The 19,326-nt window shown below is 71.5% G+C and carries 15 protein-coding genes and 1 tRNA gene; 11 read left to right on the forward strand and 5 right to left on the reverse strand.

Annotation, left to right across the window (positions count from 1 at the left end):
• Window positions 1-41 precede the first annotated feature (41 nt).
• The 4 genes from ACIA6A_RS10285 to ACIA6A_RS10300 all read left to right on the forward strand — a co-directional run bounded on the left by ACIA6A_RS10285 (window position 42) and on the right by ACIA6A_RS10300 (window position 7,600).
• Window positions 42-1,697, forward strand: a complete 1,656-nt coding sequence (locus ACIA6A_RS10285) for a S8 family serine peptidase (protein WP_396097191.1) — start codon at window positions 42-44, stop codon at window positions 1,695-1,697.
• Window positions 1,698-1,788: 91 nt separating this feature from the next.
• Entirely contained in the window at window positions 1,789-3,201 is a 1,413-nt protein-coding gene (gene cysS, locus ACIA6A_RS10290; RefSeq protein WP_396097192.1) for a cysteine--tRNA ligase, read from the forward strand.
• The gene (gene rlmB, locus ACIA6A_RS10295; protein WP_396097193.1) at window positions 3,201-4,328 is read left to right on the forward strand and encodes a 23S rRNA (guanosine(2251)-2'-O)-methyltransferase RlmB; all 1,128 of its coding nucleotides are present in this window, start codon (window positions 3,201-3,203) and stop codon (window positions 4,326-4,328) included. Before cysS ends, rlmB begins: the two co-directional genes overlap by 1 nt.
• A 104-nt stretch (window positions 4,329-4,432) precedes the next feature.
• A complete protein-coding gene (locus ACIA6A_RS10300) occupies window positions 4,433-7,600 on the forward strand; it encodes an Hsp70 family protein (protein WP_396097194.1) in 3,168 nt (1,055 codons plus the stop codon).
• A 45-nt stretch (window positions 7,601-7,645) separates the two neighbouring features.
• Here the strand turns inward: ACIA6A_RS10300 and ACIA6A_RS10305 are convergent, their stop codons facing one another.
• Entirely contained in the window at window positions 7,646-8,731 is a 1,086-nt protein-coding gene (locus ACIA6A_RS10305) for an ABC transporter ATP-binding protein (RefSeq protein WP_396097195.1), read from the reverse strand.
• A 164-nt stretch (window positions 8,732-8,895) separates the two neighbouring features.
• Here ACIA6A_RS10305 and ACIA6A_RS10310 point away from each other — a divergent pair.
• From ACIA6A_RS10310 to ACIA6A_RS10320, 3 genes are all read left to right on the forward strand, one after another.
• Window positions 8,896-8,969: transfer RNA gene (locus ACIA6A_RS10310), tRNA-Thr, on the forward strand.
• A gap of 2 nt (window positions 8,970-8,971) precedes the next feature.
• Window positions 8,972-9,394: a GNAT family N-acetyltransferase gene (locus tag ACIA6A_RS10315; protein ID WP_396097196.1), complete on the forward strand. Its 423-nt coding sequence runs from the start codon at window positions 8,972-8,974 to the stop codon at window positions 9,392-9,394.
• Window positions 9,395-9,433: 39 nt separating this feature from the next.
• Complete coding sequence (locus ACIA6A_RS10320) at window positions 9,434-11,191, forward strand: potassium channel family protein (RefSeq protein ID WP_396097197.1); 1,758 nt, start codon at window positions 9,434-9,436, stop codon at window positions 11,189-11,191.
• Here the strand turns inward: ACIA6A_RS10320 and ACIA6A_RS10325 are convergent.
• Window positions 11,188-12,423 carry a DUF4032 domain-containing protein gene (locus tag ACIA6A_RS10325; protein ID WP_396097198.1) on the reverse strand — a complete coding sequence of 412 codons (1,236 nt, stop codon included), beginning with the start codon at window positions 12,421-12,423 and terminating at the stop codon, window positions 11,188-11,190. The genes ACIA6A_RS10320 and ACIA6A_RS10325 overlap by 4 nt on opposite strands.
• 85 nt (window positions 12,424-12,508) lie before the next feature.
• Between ACIA6A_RS10325 and ACIA6A_RS10330 the strand changes: the two genes are divergently transcribed.
• The gene (locus ACIA6A_RS10330; RefSeq protein ID WP_396097199.1) at window positions 12,509-13,795 is read left to right on the forward strand and encodes a trypsin-like serine peptidase; all 1,287 of its coding nucleotides are present in this window, start codon (window positions 12,509-12,511) and stop codon (window positions 13,793-13,795) included.
• Window positions 13,796-13,812: 17 nt separating this feature from the next.
• Entirely contained in the window at window positions 13,813-14,490 is a 678-nt protein-coding gene (locus ACIA6A_RS10335; RefSeq protein ID WP_396097200.1) for a phosphatase PAP2 family protein, read from the forward strand.
• Here the strand turns inward: ACIA6A_RS10335 and nagA are convergent.
• The 3 genes from nagA to ACIA6A_RS10350 are packed head-to-tail and all read right to left on the reverse strand — an operon-like array spanning window position 14,456 to window position 17,375.
• Window positions 14,456-15,550 (reverse strand): N-acetylglucosamine-6-phosphate deacetylase, encoded by a 1,095-nt coding sequence (gene nagA, locus ACIA6A_RS10340; protein WP_396097201.1) that lies wholly within the window; start codon window positions 15,548-15,550, stop codon window positions 14,456-14,458. The genes ACIA6A_RS10335 and nagA overlap by 35 nt on opposite strands.
• Window positions 15,547-16,473, reverse strand: coding sequence for an ROK family protein (locus ACIA6A_RS10345; protein WP_396097202.1), 927 nt, complete (start codon window positions 16,471-16,473; stop codon window positions 15,547-15,549). The genes nagA and ACIA6A_RS10345 overlap by 4 nt, the downstream gene beginning before the upstream one ends.
• Window positions 16,470-17,375, reverse strand: a complete 906-nt coding sequence (locus ACIA6A_RS10350) for an SIS domain-containing protein (RefSeq protein WP_396097203.1) — start codon at window positions 17,373-17,375, stop codon at window positions 16,470-16,472. The genes ACIA6A_RS10345 and ACIA6A_RS10350 overlap by 4 nt, the downstream gene beginning before the upstream one ends.
• A 178-nt stretch (window positions 17,376-17,553) precedes the next feature.
• Between ACIA6A_RS10350 and ACIA6A_RS10355 the strand changes: the two genes are divergently transcribed.
• Window positions 17,554-18,339 (forward strand): DeoR/GlpR family DNA-binding transcription regulator, encoded by a 786-nt coding sequence (locus ACIA6A_RS10355; protein ID WP_396097204.1) that lies wholly within the window; start codon window positions 17,554-17,556, stop codon window positions 18,337-18,339.
• Entirely contained in the window at window positions 18,336-19,223 is an 888-nt protein-coding gene (locus tag ACIA6A_RS10360) for an aminoglycoside phosphotransferase family protein (RefSeq protein WP_396097205.1), read from the forward strand. Before ACIA6A_RS10355 ends, ACIA6A_RS10360 begins: the two co-directional genes overlap by 4 nt.
• Window positions 19,224-19,326 lie beyond the last annotated feature (103 nt).

Below are 19,326 nucleotides of genomic sequence, written 5' to 3' on the forward strand. Positions count from 1 at the left end.
CGGCCCTTGTGGATGATCATGAACTTCGATCGAATGCGAGGATGAGAAGACGCCTCACGGCCGGGGCCGTCGCCACCGCGACGGGCCTCGCCCTCCTGGTCGGGCTGCCGAGCACCTCGGCCGGCGCCGCACCGTCCACGGCCACCACCGACTACACCGTCGTCGCCGGAGACGGGGTCTCCGTCAACGACGCCATCGCGGCGATCACCGCCGCCGGTGGCACGGTCGTCAGCGGCAACGCGGCCGTCGGGACCTTCCGGGTCTCGTCGGCCGCCGCCGACTTCCGGGCCCGGGCCGCGAGCTCCGGCAAGCTGATCGGCGCCGCGGCCCGCAAACCCGTCGGGTACGCCCCCAAGCTCTCGCCGCTCGAGCAGCCGGTCACCGACGGTAGGCACGGTGGCTCCAAGCCCGGGGTCCCCAAGGCCGACACCCTCGACGACAAGCTGTGGGGCCTCCAGATGGTCCGGGCCGACAAGGCCCGCACCATCGAGAAGGGCGAACGCGGCGTCACCGTCGGCGTCCTCGACACCGGCCTCGACGCGAGCAACCCGGACCTCGCGGCCAACTACAGCAGCCGGCTCTCCCGCAACTTCGCCCCGGACATCGCCGAGATCGACGGCCCGTGCGAGGTCGCGAGCTGCGTCGACCCGACCGGCACCGACGACGGCGGGCACGGCACCCACGTGGCCGGCACCATCGCCGCGGCGGCCAACGGCACCGGCGTCTCCGGCGTCGCGCCGAACGTCACCCTGGTCGAGCTCAAGGGCGGCCAGGACTCCGGCTACTTCTTCCTCGACCCGGTGGTCAACGCGCTCACCTACGCGGGCGACGCCGGCCTCGACGTGGTCAACATGTCGTTCTACGTCGACCCGTGGCTGTACAACTGCAAGGCCAACCCGGCCGACGCCCCCGAGGCCCAGGCCGAACAGCGGGCCATCATCGCCGGGATCAGCCGGGCGCTGAACTACGCCCACAAGCGCGGCGTCACGCTGGTCGCCGCCGCCGGCAACCAGTACGACAACCTGAACGACCCGGCCGAGGACGTGACCAGCCCCGACTACGGCAGCGACCCGTACTACCGGCCGATCGACAACGCCACCTGCTTCACGCTGCCGGCCGAGGGCCCGAACGTCATCGCCGTCTCGTCGGTGGGCCCGTCCACGGCCAAGGCGGTCTACTCCAACTACGGCACCGAGCAGATCAACGTCGCCGCCCCGGGCGGATTCACCCGCGACCTGTTCGGCACCCCGCAGTACAACCAGGCCGCGAACAACATCCTGTCGACGTACCCGCTCAAGGTGCTGCAGGCGAACGGCCGGGTGGACGCCGACGGCAACCCGACGGTCCCCACCGTGTTCAAGGACTGCACCGCGGCCGGCAAGTGCGGGTATTACACGTACCTCGCGGGCACCTCGATGGCCTCACCGCACGCGGCCGGCGTCGCGGCGCTGATCATCAGTAAGTACGGCCACCGGGACCTGTGGCGCGGCGGTCTGACCATGAACCCCGACCTGGTCGCCGCCCGGCTGTTCCGGAGTGCCCACGAGACCGCGTGCCCGGAGCCCCGACTGCGCAGCTACGTGCAGGAGGGCTACACCACGGCGTACGACGCGTACTGCTCCGGCTCGAAGTCGTTCAACGGTTTCTACGGACACGGCATCGTCGACGCGTACGCCGCGGTCGGTGGCCGTAAGTAACCTCAGCCTGTGGATAACCCTGTGGATGACCGCCCCGCCCGTCCCTCGGGCGGGGCGGTCGCCATTTTGGGGAGGTCGGTACCCTTGGACGGTGACGCTGAGGCTGCATGACACCGCGACCCGATCCGTCCGCGACTTCGTCCCGAGGTCGCCGGGGCAGATCGGCATCTATGTGTGTGGGCTCACCGTGCAGTCCGTGCCGCACATCGGCCACCTGCGCAGCGGCGTCAACTACGACATCATGCGCCGCTGGCTGCTGCACTCCGGCTACGAGGTCACGTTCATCCGCAACGTCACCGACGTCGACGACAAGCTGCTGGTCAAGTCGCAGCAGACCGGTCAGCCGTTCTGGGCCATCGCCTACGCGAACAAGCTCGTGCTGGACGCCGACTACCGTTCGCTCAACGTGCTGCCCCCGACGTACGAACCACTGGCCACCGGGCACATCCCCGAGATGCACGAGCTGATCGGGGAGCTGATCGAGCGCGGTCACGCGTACGCGTCCTCGGCCGGCAACGGCGACGTCTATTTCGACGTCGCGTCGTGGGCCGACTACGGCTCGCTCTCCGGGCAGAAGCCGGAGGACATGCTCTCCGCGGGCGAGGCCGCCGAGCACGGCAAGCGCAACCCCGCCGACTTCGCGCTGTGGAAAGGCCTCAAGGAGGACGAACCCACCGACGCGTCGTGGCCGTCACCGTGGGGCCGCGGCCGCCCGGGCTGGCACATCGAGTGCTCCGCGATGGCCCGGCGCTACCTCGGCGCCGAGTTCGACATCCACGGCGGTGGCCTCGACCTGACGTTCCCGCACCACGAGAACGAGATCGCCCAGTCGAGGTCGGCCGGCCTGCCGTTCGCCCGCTACTGGGTGCACAACGCGCTGCTCAACCTCGGCGAGGCCAAGATGAGCAAGTCGCTGGGCAACGTCATCGACGTCGAGGCGGTGCGCGCGATGGGCATCCGCCCGGTCGAGCTGCGCTACTACCTGGGCGTCCCGCACTACCGTTCCCGGATCGACTACTCCGGCGACGCGCTGGGCGAGGCCGCCACGGCGTACAAGCGGATCGAAGGTTTCGTGGAACGCGCGGTCGAGGTGGTCGGCCACGGCCGGCCCAAGACCGTGCCGCCGGCATTCGCCGCGGCCATGAACGACGACTTCAACACCTCGGCGGCGCTGGCCGTCGTGCACGACACGATCCGCGAGGGCAACTCCGCCCTCGCGGCGCAGGACGAGACCGGGGTCCGGGCGGCGCTCACCGAGGTGCGTGCCATGCTCGGGGTGCTCGGGCTCGACCCCCTCGACGAGACCTGGGGCGGCGGTGAGCCGGGCGGCGACCTCAAACCGATCGTCGACTCACTGGTGGCACTCGCGCTGGAGCAGCGCGCCGCGGCCCGGGGACGCAAGGACTGGGCGGCGGCCGACTCGGTCCGCGACCAGCTCAAGAACGCGGGAGTTCAGGTGGAGGACACTCCGGCCGGGCCGCGCTGGACGGTAGGAGAGCACTGATGCCAGGAAATTCCCGAAACGCGAGCAAGCGCGCGACCAACAAGAAGGGTGCCACCGCCGGTTCCGGCGGCAAGAACCGCACCGGCAGCCTCAAGGGCCGGGGCAAGACCCTGCCCGCCGACGAGCGTCCGTGGCACAAGGGCTACTCCGGCACGGAGAAGCTCCCCGACAAGACGGCCCGCAAGCAGGACAAGGAACGCCGAGCGGCCGCCGCCGAGGGCCGTGCGCCCAAGGTCGGCATCCCCGGCTCCAAGGACACCACCTGGGGTCGCAGCGGCGGGCGCGGCACGTCCGCCACCGGCCGCCCGGCCCAGCGCGGCGGTGCCCGCATGCCCAGCCGCGGGCCACGCGTCGCCCCCGGGCGCCGCTCCAACCCGACCAAGGAAGGCCCCGAGCTGCTGCTCGGCCGTAACCCGGTGGTCGAGGCACTGCGGGCCGCCATCCCGGCCACCGCGCTGTACGTAGCGCAGGGCATCGACGTCGACGACCGGGTCAACGAGGCCTACCGCACCGCCGGTGACCGGGGCATCCCGATCCTGGAGATCAGCCGGGTCGAACTCGACCGGATGACCGGCGGCGTGCTGCACCAGGGCCTCGGCCTCCAGGTGCCCCCGTTCGCGTACGAGGACTTCAACGACCTGCTCGCCGCGGCTCTCGAGCAGACCGCGCCGCTGCTGGTCGCCCTCGACGGCGTCACCGACCCCCGCAACCTGGGCGCGGTGATCCGCTCGGTGGCCGCGTTCGGCGCGCACGGCGTCTTCATGACGGAACGCCGAGCCGCGGGCATCACCGCCACCGCCTGGCGCACCAGCGCCGGCGCGGCAGCCCGGGTGCCGGTCTCCCAGGTGGTCAACCTGACCCGCGCGGTCAAGGCCGCCCAGCAGGCCGGCTTCACCGTCATCGGCCTCGACGCGGACGGCGAGACCGACCTCTACAGCCTCGAAGCGGCGGTCGGCCCGCTGGTCGTGGTCGTCGGCTCCGAGGGCCGAGGCCTGTCCCGCCTCGTCGGCGAGACCTGTGACCTGCGCGTCAGTATCCCGATGGCCTCCGACGTGGAGTCCCTCAACGCCAGCGTCGCCGCAGCGGTGACCCTCGCCGAGGTCAGCCGCCGCCGTACCCACGGCTGATCGCCGCGATGTGCCCGGTCCCCACCGCCTGAGCTGGTAAGCGGTGGGGGCCGCCGCCGGGTAACGTGACGGGCCGAACGGTCCGTGGGCGGAGAGGCAGCTACATGCTCGGTGTTGACCTGGGCACGTCCCACACGGTCGCGATGGTGCGCCGCCCGGACGGCCGGGTGCGGCCGCTGCTCTTCGACGGCCAGCCCCTGCTCCCGTCGGCGGTCTACCTCGACACCACCGGCCGCCTGCACGTCGGCCGGGACGCGGTCCGCCTCGGGTACGCCGAACCGGCCCGCCTCGAACCCAACCCCAAACGCCACATCGACGCCGGCACGATCCTGCTCGGCGGCGCCGAGGTCCCGGTCGCCGACCTCTTCGCGGCCCTGCTCGGCGCCGTCGCCCGCGAAGCCGTGGCCACGGTCGGCCACCTCCCGCCGGCGGTCGTGACATACCCCGCGGCCTGGGGCACCCAACGCCAGGAAGTGCTGGTCACCGCGCTGTCCCGGGCCGGTTGGCCGCCCGGCACCCCGCTGGTCCCGGAACCGGTCGCGGCGGCCCGCTACTTCGCCGAGGTCCTGCGCCGCCCGGTGCCGGTCGGCGAAGCGCTGGCGGTCTTCGACTTCGGTGGCGGCACCCTCGACATCGCCGTGGTCCGCAACACCGGTGGCGGAACCTTCGAGGTGGCCGCGTCCGGAGGTCTCGACGACCTCGGCGGCCTGGACCTGGACGCGGCCCTGGTCGACCACCTCGGCACCACGCTGCGCCGGGAGGAACCCCAGGCCTGGGCCGCCCTATCCGAACCCACGACCCTCGCCCAATGGCGAGCCCGCCGCCGCTTCTGGGACGACGTCCGCGGAGCCAAGGAGATGCTGTCCCGCGTCGCCCAGGCCCCGGTGCCGGTCCCCGGGGTCGAGACAGCGCTGCAGCTGACCCGCGAAGAGCTGGAAATGGTCGCGGCGCCGCTCATCCGCCGGGGAGTGGCGGAAGCGAACACCATCATCGAAGCCGCGGGTACGACTCCCGCGGACCTCGTCGGCCTCTTCCTGGTGGGCGGCTCGTCCCGGGTGCCGCTGGTGGCCCGCCTCCTGCACAGCGAACTGGGCATCGCCCCCACGGTCCTCGAGCAGCCCGAACTCCCGGCAGCGGAAGGCTCCCTCCTGGCCGCTGCAGCCCAGCCCGCAAACCTGCCGGACAAATCCGATATGGGCGCGGGTGCGGGTGGAGCCGTGCCGGCCGCGGGGACCGCCGAGCCCTCGGCGGAGGCGGCGCCGGGCGATTCCCAGGCCGCCGTCGTCGTTCCGGCAGCAGACACAGCGACCCAGCCGGAGGGCCCTGCGCCCGCCGCCGCCCAAGAAGAGGCCATGGCTCCCGATCCGGGTTCCAGCCCCGCCATCGCGGACCCCTCCGCAACCACCTTGACCGCCGCGCGCCCGGTCCCGACCAGCCCACCCGCCGAGACCGAATCGTCTGCGCTTGGGGATCCGGCGGCGTCCGGCCCGTCGGCCGTGACCGATTTGTCGGGTCGAGCGGACCTGGCTGCTACCACCCCGTTCGGCGAGGGGGCGCAGACCGCCACGGCCCCGCTTGCCGGGAGCCGGGCGCCGGGGGGCGTTGCAGCCAGCCAGGCTGCGGGGGCGGCGTCGTTTGCGGTGGGGCGGTCGGCTGGGGCTGCGCCGGATTCGGGGGACAAGCCGGCTGCTACCAGGCCATTTGAGGGTCCTGTTGCTTCCGCGCCGAGTTTGTCGGGGGAGCCGCAGTATGCCGAGCCGGTCGACCCGTGGGCTACCGGGGAAGCCGCCGCGCTGGCCGCCGGCCATGGGGGTGGGTCGTTCCCGGTTTCGGGGGCTCCGGCTCCGGCTGCGACCTCATGGCTCGCCTCGACCGAAGGGGACGACAGCAAGGTTGCGCCGCTGCCCGCGTACAAAAGGAAGGGTCTCTGGATTGTCGCTGCCTTGACCGTGGTCGTGCTCGGGGCCGCCGCTGGGGTGGTGGCGTGGTTCTGGCCGGGGTATCCGGCGCTGGAGTATCAGTCGTTGAGCGACCCGAAACGGGTCGCGCCGGTGTCGGTGGTGACGTCGTCGTTCTCGTCGGCCGCGCTGCGGGACGGGCGGGCGTATTTTGCCGCCGCTCAGGAGGACGGGCAGCTCGGGATCGTCGCTGCGGACGCGGACAGCGGGAAGACCGAGTGGAAGAGTGTCGTCGGGCGGCTCAACAGCCAGTGGGACTACTTTTTCAGTCTGCCCCACGCCCTTGTCGCCATCAGCGCCGTCGATTCCTCGGCGGGCAGCACCCGGCTCATGGTCCTGGTCGATCCGGGGAGCGGCGAGACGATGTGGGAGCGGCGGGTCGCGTCCGATGACGAGGTTCTGTTCACCGGGGACACCGCGGTGCTCGTCGACCGGACCGAGAACCGGGTCGTCGGGCTCAAGATCAAGGGTAAGGGCGAGGTCGGGTGGGAGAAGAAGAGCCCGGTTTCCCAGTACGGCCTGAGCACCACCAAGGTCGTCGTCGCGTCCACGGTCGAGGATTTTGCCGGGGCGGCATCCGTGGAAGGGCTCCCGTTCGCGAAGCCGTTCGGTGACGAGCGGCGGATCGTGCAGATCGGGGTGGACCGGTCCGCCCGGGTGATCGACGCGGCGTCGGGGGCCGTGGTGGCCGGGCCGGAGTCGAATGTCGCCGAGCCGGACGACGAGGTGATCGCGCACAACGGGCGGCTGATCGTGGCCGAGTCCGGGGACGCCCGCCGGGTGCTGGCGTACGACCTGGGCAAGCTCGGTGAGCCCCGGGTGCTGTACACGCCGCCGGACACGAACACCCGGCTCAGTGGGCTGACCGCGTGCGGGGCCGACCGGGTCTGTGCCGTGCAGGAGACCGGGTATGACGCCAAGACCGCGCAGGTGGTCGCGATCGACGCGGCCAAGGGCGGACAGCTGTGGCACCGGGTCGTCGCGTCGACCGAGGTCCTGGTGCCGGTCGGGGAGGCGGTGCTCGCCACCCAGAGCACGTCACCCGCTCAGGTGACCTTGATCGATGGCGACGGCAAGGAGTTGTGGATCCGGGCCGGGGTGGTGGGGCGGATCGACGCCGGCAACATCCTGCAGTTCTCGAAGGCGCTGTCCGGGTCGGCCGACGACCCCGCGCTGGCCGGGGAGCACGTGGGTGACGGGCCGGTGCAGCTCGGGCCGCTTGTCGACGTGCGGTCGGCGAGCTGTGCGTGGGACGAGCGGCATCTGGCCTGCGCCGGTGAGAAGGACTTCCAGATACAGACGTTCAGCAAGTAAAAGGGCGGCCCCGGCAGGGGCCGCCCTTTCTTGTTGCTACAGCTGTCAGATGCGCTGGCCGGAACCGGCGTTGAACACGTGCGCCTGCTCGGCCTGCGGCTTGATGAACACGGTCTCACCCATGTTCGGCATCGAGCGCCGGTCGGTGCGGACCGTGAAGCGCTCCTGCACGCCGTCCAGCGTCGCGTGACCGTAGACGTTGGCGTCCGAGCCGAGGTCCTCGACCAGGTCGACGACGATCGGCAGGCCACCCTCGCTCGGGGCGACCAGGTCGGTGGCCTCGGGGCGGAAGCCGACGGTGACCTTGCCGTCGCCGGTCTTCGCGGCCTCGATCTGCTCGCGGGTCAGCGGCATGGCCAGCGGGCCGAAGTCGGCACCGGTGTCGGTCAGCGTCACGGTCTTCAGGTTCATGGCCGGGGAGCCGATGAAGCCGGCGACGAAGACATTGCCGGGCTTGTCGTACAGCGTCCGGGGGGTGTCGCACTGCTGCAGCACGCCGTCGAGCATGACCGCGACCCGGTGGCCCATCGTCATGGCCTCGACCTGGTCGTGGGTCACGTAGACGGTGGTGATGCCGAGCTTGGCCTGCAGCGTGGCGATCTGCGAGCGGGTCTGGACGCGGAGCTTGGCGTCGAGGTTCGACAGCGGCTCGTCCATGAGGAAGACCTGGGGCTCACGTACGATGGCGCGGCCCATGGCGACCCGCTGGCGCTGGCCACCGGAGAGCGCCTTCGGCTTGCGGGAGAGGTACTCGTCGAGCTGGAGCAGCTGGGCCGCTTCCTTGACCCGGCGGTCGATCTCCGACTTCGGGGTCTTGCGCAGCTTCAGCGCGAACGCCATGTTCTCGTACACCGACATGTGCGGGTACAGAGCGTAGTTCTGGAAGACCATCGCGATGTCGCGGGACTTCGGGGGCAGGTTGGTGACGTCCTTGCCCTCGATGAGGATGCGACCCTTGTCGACGTCCTCGAGGCCGGCGAGCATGCGCAGGCTGGTCGACTTACCACAACCGGAGGGGCCGACGAGGACGAGGAACTCGCCGTCGTTGATCTCGAGGTTGAGCTCGTTGACCGCGGGGCGCTCGGAACCGGGGTAGATCCGGGAGGCCTTGTCATAAGTCACGGTAGCCATGCGGAGACAACTTCCTTTCCACCGGCAGGAACGTGCCGGACGATCCGAGTGGAGGAACAGCGTGTGGAAGACCACACGCCTGGCAACGGTAAATCTTTTTTCATGTTCTGCCAAGGTCACGACCGTTTCGGTACGTCCCGGGCCACCCGGTATGCTGTCCGCGCGCCCCTGTAGCTCAGTTGGCTAGAGCACCTGTCTTGTAAACAGGATGTCGTCGGTTCGATTCCGACCGGGGGCTCTATGCGTATAGAGCGGGTCGCGGATGCCGCGGCCGTCCTTGCTGCCGCCGATCTGTTCGACGGCCCGCCGCTGGTCGCCGCGACGGAGAAATTCCTCGCGCATCCGGATCATCACCTGCTGCTCGCCTACGAGGACGACCGGGCGGTCGGCATGGTCACCGGGGTGGAGATGACCCACCCCGACAAGGGCACCGAGATGTTCTTGTACGAACTGGGCGTCGCACCGCACGCCCGGCTCAAGGGCGTCGGGACGGCCCTGGTCGAGGCGCTGGCCGCGATCGCCCGTGAGCGGGGCTGCTACGGCATGTGGGTCGGCACCGAGATCGACAACGAGGCCGCCCAGCGGACGTACCGCAGGGCCGGCGCCGACGACGAGGAGCCGTTCCTGCTCCTCTCCTGGGACGTGACCTCTCCTGGGACATGACGGGCCGCCGGAGCGGTGGCGGGTGGCTACGATGCGGCCATGTCCGTCGATCCGCTCCGCGCCGGGATCCGCCGGTCGCTGGTGTCGCGCTTGCTGCCGCGCAACGGTGATCCCCGGCCGCACTTCGTGGTCTGCGGCGCCGACGCGCTGGTGTACACGCTGGCCGAGGAGTTGTCGAACGCCGGGCACCGGGTCCGGCTGACCGTCATCGTGCCGACCCGGCTGCGGCGCGACGTGCCGGATCTGGCCGGGTTGCGGGGCGTCCGCGTCATCCGGGCCGACCGGCTCGACGAGCGGACGTTCCGTGCGGCGGGCCTGGCCGGTGCCACCGCGCTGGCCCTGGTCATGCCGGACGACGTGGTGAATCTGCACGCCGCGCTGTGCGCCCAGGCGGTCGAGCCGGAGCTGCGGCTGGTCATCCGGATGTTCAACTCCGGCCTCGGGTACGGCGTGCGGCGCCTGTTCGAGGACTGCGCGGTGCTCTCGGACGCGTCGATGGCCGCCCCGGCGTTCGTGGCGGCCGCGCTGGGCGAGGTCATGCCCACCCACGTGCGGCTTCCCGGCCGTACCGTCCATGTCGCCCGCCGGGCGCAGGTCGACCCGGACCGGATCGTCTGCACCCTGACCGCCGCCGACGGGGTCGGGCATGTGGCCGTGCTGCCCGCCGAGCCGGCGCCGGCCGCCCAGCGTGCGTCCGACCTGGTGCTGGCCGAGGCGAGCGGCAAGACCCCGGCCCCGCTGCGGCGCCCCCGGCGGCGGCGTCCGCTGTCCGGGCTCGGGCGGGCGCTGCGGGCCGCGCTGAGCCGCAAGCTCGGCGTGGCCGTCGCGGTCACGCTGGTGGTGACCGCGGTGTCCGGCACGGTGCTGGCCGTCAGCCTCGACTATCACGGCTTCTGGACGTCCATCTACGTCACCCTGATGACCGTGGTCGGCTCGTCCGACGTGGAGGACAAGCGGGACGGGCTCGCCCAGGCCGCGCAGCTCGTCCTGACGATCGCCGGCCTGGCGCTGTTGCCGCTGATCACCGCCGCCGTGGTCGAGGGCGTGGTCAGCGCCCGGCTCGCGCTCGCGGGCGGGCGGTTCGCCGGGCACCGCGAGGACCACGTGGTGGTGGTCGGGCTCGGCAACGTCGGCGCCCGGGTCATCCGCCAGCTGCACGACCTGGGGTTCGAGGTGGTGGCGATCGACCTCAGCCGGGAGGCGCGCGGCGTCAAGGTGGCCGAGGAGCTGGGCATCCCGCTGATCATCGGGGACGGCGCGGCGGAGGAGACGCTCGCTCAGGCGTCGATCGCGACCAGCCGGGCCCTGGTGGTGGTGTCCACCGACGACGTCACCAACCTGCAGGCGGCCCTGAACGCGCGGGAGGCCCGGGCCGACATCCGGGTCGTGCTGCGGCTGTTCGACGACGACTTCGCGCAGCGGGTGCAGACCGCGTTCAACATCGACATCTCCCGCAGCGTGTCCCGCATGGTCGCGCCCGCGTTCGCCGCGGCGATGCTGGAACGCGACGTGATCGCGACGATCCCGGTCGACCGGCACGCGGTGCTGATCGCGAACGTACGGGTGGTCGCCGGCTCCCCGCTGGACGGCGCGGCGCTGAGCGTGGCCGAGCGTGCGGTGAGCGTACGCGTCATCGGCCTGGCCGCCGCGGGCAGCGAGTGGGTCGACTGGAGCCCCGACCCGCGCCGGATCCTGTCCGCGGACGACCGGGTCGTGGTCGTCGCACGGCGGGCCGGCCTGCGCGCCCTGGTCGAGCAGGCCAGCGAACCGCTGATCTTCGCGGACGAGACGCTCTAGGCGTTGATCTCGATGCCGAGGACGGCCTGCTCGTCGGGTTTGTGGGCGAGGACGTCGGTCAGGTAGGACTGCACCGCGGGGGCCATGCCGACGTCGCGTCCGGCGCGCTCGGAGAGCAGCCACTTGTGCTGGATGATCTGCGAGAAGATCTCCTGCGGCTCGAGCTTGTGCCGCAGGTGGGCCGGGACCGCGCGGACCACCGGCTCGAACACCTCGGTCAGCCAGCGGTGGGCGGCCTGCTGCTCGTCGGTCAGGTCGCTCTCGGCGCGGTACGTGTCGAGGTCGTTGAGCAGCTGCCGGGCCTGGTTCTCCTCGGCGTCGAGGCCGGTCAGCCGGATCAGCCGGCGGGTGTGGTAACCCGCGTCGACGACCTTGGGCCGGACCCGGTAACCGCTGTCCACGGTGGACATGGCCACCTCGGCCACATCGAAGCCGAGCTCGTTGAGCCGGCGGATGCGGCCCTCGATGTCGTGCCGGGCGTCCCGGGCGTCGCGCGGGACCTCCTGCTCATACGTCACCTCGTGCCACAGCTGCTCGTAGCGCGCGATGATGTCGTCGACCACCGACTCCGGGTCGATCGACGGGTGCAGCAGCTCGGCGGCCTCCAGGTCGAGGCACTCGCCGAAGATGTTCAGCCGCAGGATCTCGATGTCCTCGGACCGCTGCCCCTCGGAGAGCTTGGGGTACAGGTTGCCGGTCTCGGCGTCGACCAGGTAGGCGGCGAACGCCCCGGCGTCGCGGCGGAACAGCGTGTTGGACAGCGAGCAGTCACCCCAGGAGAAGCCGGTGAGGTGCATCCGCACGACGAGTGCGGCGAGCGCGTCCAGCAGCCTGTTCATCGTCTCGGGGCGCAGCACGTGCGAGAAGAGCGCGCGGTAGGGCAGCGAGAACTGCAGGTGCCGGGTGATCAGCACGGTTTCCAGCGGCTCGCCGGCGTCGTCGATCCGGTCGGTGACGATGCCCACCGCCTCGACGGCCGGGAAGTCGATCCGCTCCAGCGCGCGCAGCAGGTCGTATTCCTTCTCGGCGATCTTCTCGCGCGTCTCTTTCAGCGCGTAGACGGTCTCGTTGAGCTTGACGAACCGGACGATGTGCCGCGAGATGCCCTGCGGCAGGGCGACGAGGTGGTCGGCGGGCCATTCTTCCAGCGGGATGTTCCACGGCAGCTCGAGCAGTGCCGGGTCGATGAGGGCGGAAGTGATGCGCACGGACCCCAGTGTGCCCCCTTCCATCGGCGCGTCGCTGCCGCACGTGGCTCGTTACACACAAGCGAGACGCAGAGGAACTCGAGGGACGGGAGTGATTGTGCGCCGCTCGATGAGCATTGTCGTCGGGGCTGTCGCCGCTCTGGCCCTGGTCGGCACCGCCGGCGCGGTGGCGTGGACCCGGTCCGGCGGCGAGGGACGCGAGATCGGCACCTGGCACGAGGCCGCCCCGGTCGACACCACCCTGCTGCCCCGCCCCGCGGACGCCGAGACCGAGGCCGCCCAGACCGGGACCGCCCAGACCGAACCGGCCGACGACGGCAAGCAGCGGGTCGGTGAGGTGCTCGGCCTGGACAGACCACTCGGGTACGGTGCCCCGGCGCGCCAGGTCTTGCGATACCCGCAGGCGTCGTACGTCAAGCTGCACTTCAGCCGCATGACGATGTTCCCAGGCGACTACCTGACCGTCTCGGACACCTCGGGCACGGAGTCGTACCGCTACGACGCGCCCGGCGTGCTCGCCACCGGCCCGAGCGCCAAATGGGCGATGTCGGTCACCGGCGACACCGCCGTGGTGGAACTGCACCGCGGCGGGGGTGTCCTGACCCGCGCCGTGCTCGGCCGGCTCGGCGTGCACATCGACAAGGTCGCCAAGGGCTTCACCCGCCAGGAACAGACCCGGGCGCCGGACGGCCTGCTGCGACCCCCGGGGCGTACGGGCCGGGAGGAGTCGGTCTGCGGCGGGGACGAGAGCCGCGACGCGGTCTGTTACAAGTCGGTGGACCCGGTGGCGTTCACCCGGTCCAAGGCGATCGCCCGGCTCCTGATCAACGGCACCGAGCTGTGCACCGGCTGGCGGGTCGGCAAGAAGAACCGCATGGTGACGAACAATCACTGCTTCGCGACCTCGGGTGACGCGTACGAGACCGAGGTCTGGTTCAACTACCAGTGCGCGAAGTGCGGCGGGTACGACGTCTTCCGGCCGACCAAGGTCTGGGGCGACCGGGTCCTGGCCACCAACCGGGTGTACGACTACACGCTGTTCACCGTCGACGACTTCGACCAGGTCCAGAAGTTCGGTTCGCTGACGCTCGACACCGCCCGCCCGGCGAAGGGGCAGGAGCTGTACGTCCCACAGCACCCGGCGGGCGAGCCGACCCGGATCGCCGGCCGGCTCGGCGAGAAGGCCGGCACCTGCGCGGTCGCCAGCAACGGGTTCGACGGCTACGCGAAGGGCTCGGACGTCTCGTACTACTGCGACACCGAGGGTGGTTCCAGTGGCAGCCCGGTGCTGTCCCGCCGGACGAACAAGGTGGTCGCGCTGCACCACTTCGGCGGCTGCCCGAACTCCGGCGTCCGCGCCGACCTGCTCTACAGCAAGCTCAAGAACTTTCTCTGACCTTGTAGCTTGAGCCCATGCGCTTACGTGGGTGGTGGCCGGACGTCCTGCTGGTGGCGGGCTTCGTCGCGCTGACCGTCGCGCTGGCCCGGGGGCATCTGCTCGCCACCGACGTCGCGATCGCCGACTGGGTGTCCGCGCACCGGCCCGCGCCGCTCTACTGGACGCTGCGGGTGCTGAATTACCTCGGCCAGGGCGGCCAGGTGCTGATGCCGGTGGCGCTGGTGCTCACGGCTCTGCTGTTCTGGCGGATGCGCTCGTGGCGGGCGCTGGTGCCGTTCGCGTCGGTGTTCGTGCTCACCTACGTCACCATCGGCCCGCTGAAGATCTGGCTGGACCGGGCCGCGCCGGGTTTCGTCGGACCCGACCGCGAGATCCTGTTCAACCCGGCGGCGTCCGGGCAGTATTCGGTCAGCTATCCGTCGGGCCACGTCGCCAATGCTCTGGCCTGGTACTTCATCATCGCGGTGCTGCTCAACGCGCTGTTGTTCGCGCCGCTGTCGCCCCGCGTGTATCTGACGCTGCGGGTGGTGCCGCCGGTCGTCGTCTTCATCACGACGACGTACCTGGCGTTCCACTGGATCACCGACTCGATCGCCGGACTCCTGCTCGGTCTGCTGCTGGCGCGGCTGCTCTCCCGCGTACCGTGGGAGGCCTTTCTCAGATCCAGGAGCCGGACCGAAGCACTCGCTTGACCCGCAGCTCCGGCGAAAGAACCACCAGGTCGGCGCGCATCCCGGCGGCCAGCGTGCCGATCTCGTCGCCGAGACCCAGCACCCGGGCCGGGGTCGCCGAGGCCATCGCCGACGCCGCCGGCAGGTCCAGTCCGGCGCCGACCGCCTGCCGGAACGCGGCGTCCATGGTCAGCGTGCTGCCGGCGATCGAACCGTTGCGGGCCAGCCGCGCGACCCGCCCGGACACGGTGACCGCCTGGCCGCCCAGCTCGTAGTCGCCGTCGGGCATCCCGGCGGCGTCCATCGCGTCGGTGATCAGCGCGGACCGGCCCGGCCCGGTGGCGTGCGCGGCGAACCGCAGCGTCCCGTCGTGCAGGTGGATGCCGTCGGCGACCAGTTCGCACACGATGCCGGGGGAGTCGAGCAGCGCTACGACCGGGCCCGGCTCGCGGTGGTGGGCCGGGGGCATGCCGTTGAAGACGTGGGTGCCGACGGTCGCGCCGGCCGCCACCCCGGCCAGGGTCTGCTGGTACGAGGCATCGGTGTGCCCGATCGCGGGAGCCACCCCGTTCTCGCGCAGGTAGTGGATGGCCTCCAGTGCGCCCGGCAGCTCCGGGGCGATGGTGACCATCCGGATCGCCCGCCCGCCGATCTTGATCAGGGCGGAGAGCTCCTCGAGCGCGGGATCGCGGAGGAATTCCGGGTTCTGCGCGCCGCAGCGCACCGCGCTCAGGTACGGCCCCTCGAAGTGCAGGCCCGCGATCGCGCCCTTCTCGACCAGCGGCAGGTAGGCCACGGTCGCGTCCCGCATCAGCTCCCACGGCGAGCTGACCAGGCTGGCGAGCATGGTCGTGGTGCCGTACCCGAGGTGGAAGCGGGCGGCCTTCGCGGCGTCGTCCACGTCACCGCGGGTGAAGGTGTGCCCACCGCCGCCGTGGCAGTGCAGGTCCACGAAGCCCGGCATGACGATGTCGTCACCGGCGTGCCCGGATTCCTCGACGGACCGGATCGTGGGGCCGTCCACCTCGACGTACCCGGGCGCCACCGCGCCGGGCCGGACGATGCGGCCGTGGATCTTCACAGGTCGGTCTCCAAGGAGTCGAGGGCGAGCAGGGCGGCGCCGAGACACCCCGCGGTGTCGCCGAGTCCCGCGCGCACGATGGCGGGCATCCGGTGGAACGTCACCCGGGACCTCAGGGCCTCCCGCAGCGGGGCGAGCAGCGCCTCCCCGGCCTCGGCGAGCCCGCCGCCGAGCACGACGATGCCGGCGTCGTACAGCGCCTGCGCGGTGAGCAGGCCGTCCGCGAACGCCTCGACCGCCTCGGTCCACACCCGGTTGGCGAGTTCCTCGCCGGCCGCGGCCCGGGTGGCGACGTCGTGGGCGGTCACCCCGGCCTCGCCGGAGAGCTCGACGTAGCGCCGGCCGACCGCGGACGCCGACGCCACCGATTCCAGGCAGCCCCGCCCGCCGCACGGGCAGGAGGCTCCGCCGGGTCGCACGACGATGTGCCCGACCTCGCCGGCCGCGCCGTGCGCACCCGCTTCCGCCTTGCCGTCGACGACGTGCGCGGCCGCGATGCCGGTGCCGATCGCGATGAAGAGCACGTGCCGTTCGTCGCGCCCGGCGCCGAGGCGGGCCTCGGCAAGACCCCCGGCGCGTACGTCGTGGCCGAGCGCCGCGGGGAGCCCGAGCCGTTGTTCCACCAGCCGCCGCAGCGGTACGTCGCGGAAGCCCACGTTGCTCGACCAGACCGCGATGCCGTTGTCCTCGTCGACGACTCCCGGCACGACCACCCCGGCGGCCACGGGTACCAGCCCGTCGGCGCGGGCCCGGGCGGCCAGACCGGCGGCCACCTCGAGGATGTTCTCCGTGACGGCCTCCGGGCCCCGCTGGGCCAGCGTGGGATGCCGTTCGGTGTGCAGCACCGTGCCGTCGGTGCCGACCAGCGCGCACTTCATGCCGGTGCCGCCGACGTCGAGGGCCACGACGGCGTTCGTGTTCATGGCAGGACCACCGATCGTGTTACCCCTCTCGGGTGGTCGGGGTCGAGACCCTGGCTGGTCGCGAACAGCACCGCCACGCGCTGCGCGACCACCAGGTCGGCCATCGGGTCGAAGTCCTTGCCCGCGCCCCAGTAGCCGCCGTTGTGCTGGCTGTGCACGAATGTCGCACCGGTCGCCTCGACCTCGGCGGACAGGCCGTCCGGAACCTCGCCGAACGCCCAGACGACCCGCCGGGCCCGGGCGATCGCGATCGGCCCGTGCCGGTACTCCATCGCCGGGTACGCCTCGGCCCACCAGCCGGCCGCCTCCCGGCACTTGAGCGCGGCCTCCTGGGCCAGGCCGACGGTCCAGCCGCGGCCGAGGAACGTGATCTGCTCGGCCAGCGCGGGATGCACCGGCAACGGCAGGCGTACGGCCGCGTCCCCGTCCTCCGCGACCGCCTCGATGTCGTGGCCGAGGTGGGCCCGCAGCAGCGCGAGCGTGCTGGTGGCGAACCGGGTCTGCACCACCGACAGTTCCTCGGCGAAGTCGAGCACGATGGACTCGCCGGCCAGCGGGAGGGCCGGGGCGTCGCGGTCCGCGGTGATCACCGTGGTCGGCACCCGGCCGTCGAGCGCGGTCAGCAGGTCGAGGATCTCGGTGGTGGTGCCGGAGCGGGTGATGGCGATGACCCGGTCGTAGCCGCGGCCGGCCGGGAACTCCGAGGCCTGGAACGCGTCGGTCTCGCCGTGGCCGTCGCGCTCGCGCAGGTTCGCGTACGCCTGGGCGATGAACCACGACGTGCCGCACCCGGCGACCGCCACCCGCTCGCCGCGTTCCGGCAGGCCCGCCGCGCCGGCCATCTCGGCGGCCAGTCGCCAGCAGTCCGGCTGGCTGGCGATCTCCACCTTGACGTGACTCATGCGGTCCCTCATCAGAGCGTCGTGCTGCGCATAAGCGCTCGCTAGGCGGGTCTTTCGAGCGCCATTCTGCGTGGAACACCGGCTCGGCCGCAACCTTCGCGCAGCTAGCCTCTTTGCTAGGCAAGGTTTCGCGCACTAATGTGCACCCACCTAGCATGAAACGAGCAGGGAGTTCGCGGTGGACCGGTATGCGCGCTGGAATGCCCTGCTCGAGCTCCTGGCCGAGAGCGGCCGCGTCACGGTGGAGGACGCCGCCGCCCGCCTGGACGTCTCCCAGGCCACCATCCGCCGCGACTTCGACCAGCTCGCCCAGCAGCAGATGATCACCCGGACCCGGGGTGGCGCGGTCGCCAACGGCGTCTCCTACGACCTGCCGCTGCGCTACAAGAGCGCCAAGCACTCGGCCGAGAAACAACGCATCGGCGAGGCCGCGGCGACCCTCGTCACCCCCGGCACGGTGGTCGGCCTCAACGGCGGCACCACCATGACCGAGGTCGCCCGGGCCCTGGCCGTGCGCCCCGACCTCAACACCAGCGGCGAGGGCGCACAGCTCACCGTCGTCACCAACGCCCTCAACATCGCCAACGAGCTGCTGGTCCGCTCCCGGATGAAAATCGTGGTGGCCGGCGGCGTGGTCCGCCCCCAGTCCTTCGAGCTGGTCGGCCCGCTCGGCGGGGCACTGCTCAAAGAGGTCACCCTCGACATCGTCCTGCTCGGCGTCGACGCCCTCGACGTGGAACTCGGCGCGGCCGCCCACCACGAGGGCGAGGCGGCCATGAACAGCCTCATGGTGGCCCGGGCCAAACGCGTCGTGGTCATCGCCGACTCCTCCAAGCTCGGCGGCCACGCGTTCGCCCGCATCTGCCCCATCGGCAAGGTCGAGACCCTGGTCACCGACTCCGGCGCCGACAACCGCACCCTCCAGCCCTTCCGCGACGCCGGGCTCGAGGTCATCTGCGCATGACGATGCACGCCGGTCAGGTCGACCTCACCCCCGACGCTGTTACCGCCCTGGTCGCCGCCCAGTTCCCGGCCTGGGCATCCCTCCCGGTCCACCCGGTCGCGTCCACCGGCACGGTCAACGCCCTCTTCCGCCTCGGCGACGACCTCGTGCTCCGCTTCCCGCTCCTACCCGAGGGCCCCGACGACCTGCGACGCGAACAGGACCACGCCAGGCTGCTCGCACCCCACGTCCCGAGCCGGGTCCCGGAACCGCTGGCCCTGGGCGAACCCGGTCCCGGCTACCCCGGCTGGTGGGCCGCCTACCGCTGGATCCCCGGCCGCCCCGCCACCCCGGCCGACGACGTGGCCACCGACCTGGCCGCCTTCGTCCTGGCCCTGCAAGCCATGGACACCGAGGGTGGAGCATGGAACGGCCGCTCCCGGGGCGGCCCGCTGCACACGAGGGACGAGGACGTCCGAGGCGCCCTGGCCGGGAGCACCCACCTCACCGACACGGCCGGCCTGGCCACCATCTGGGCCGACTGCCTGGCCGCGGACGTTCATGACGGCCCGGACGTCTGGCTGCACGCCGACCTGATGCCCGGCAACCTGCTCATCCACGAGGGCCGGCTGGCCGCGGTGATCGATCTGGGAGCGGTCTGCCTCGGTGACCCGGCAGTGGACCTGATGCCGGCCTGGAACCTACTGCCGGCGGCGGCCAGGGCCACGTACCGAAAAGCCTTGGGGACAGACGACGCCACCTGGCGCCGAGGCCGGGGCTGGGCCCTGTCCCAGGCCATCACCGCGCTGCCGTATTACGTCGACACCAACCCAGCCATGGCCGAAACCGCCCGCCACACCCTCACCGTGCTCCTCGACGATCAGCCGCTGACCGAAACGCGCTGATCCAAGCCTTCCGCCCGGGAACGCTCAGCCGCGAGGCCCACCTCATCCCCGTCGTAGAACTCAAGCAGAGCAGGACGTGCGCTGCCGATCGCCGCACCGTCGT

The sequence above is a fragment of the Actinoplanes sp. NPDC051494 genome, from assembly GCF_044454705.1.
Classification (GTDB): domain Bacteria; phylum Actinomycetota; class Actinomycetes; order Mycobacteriales; family Micromonosporaceae; genus Actinoplanes.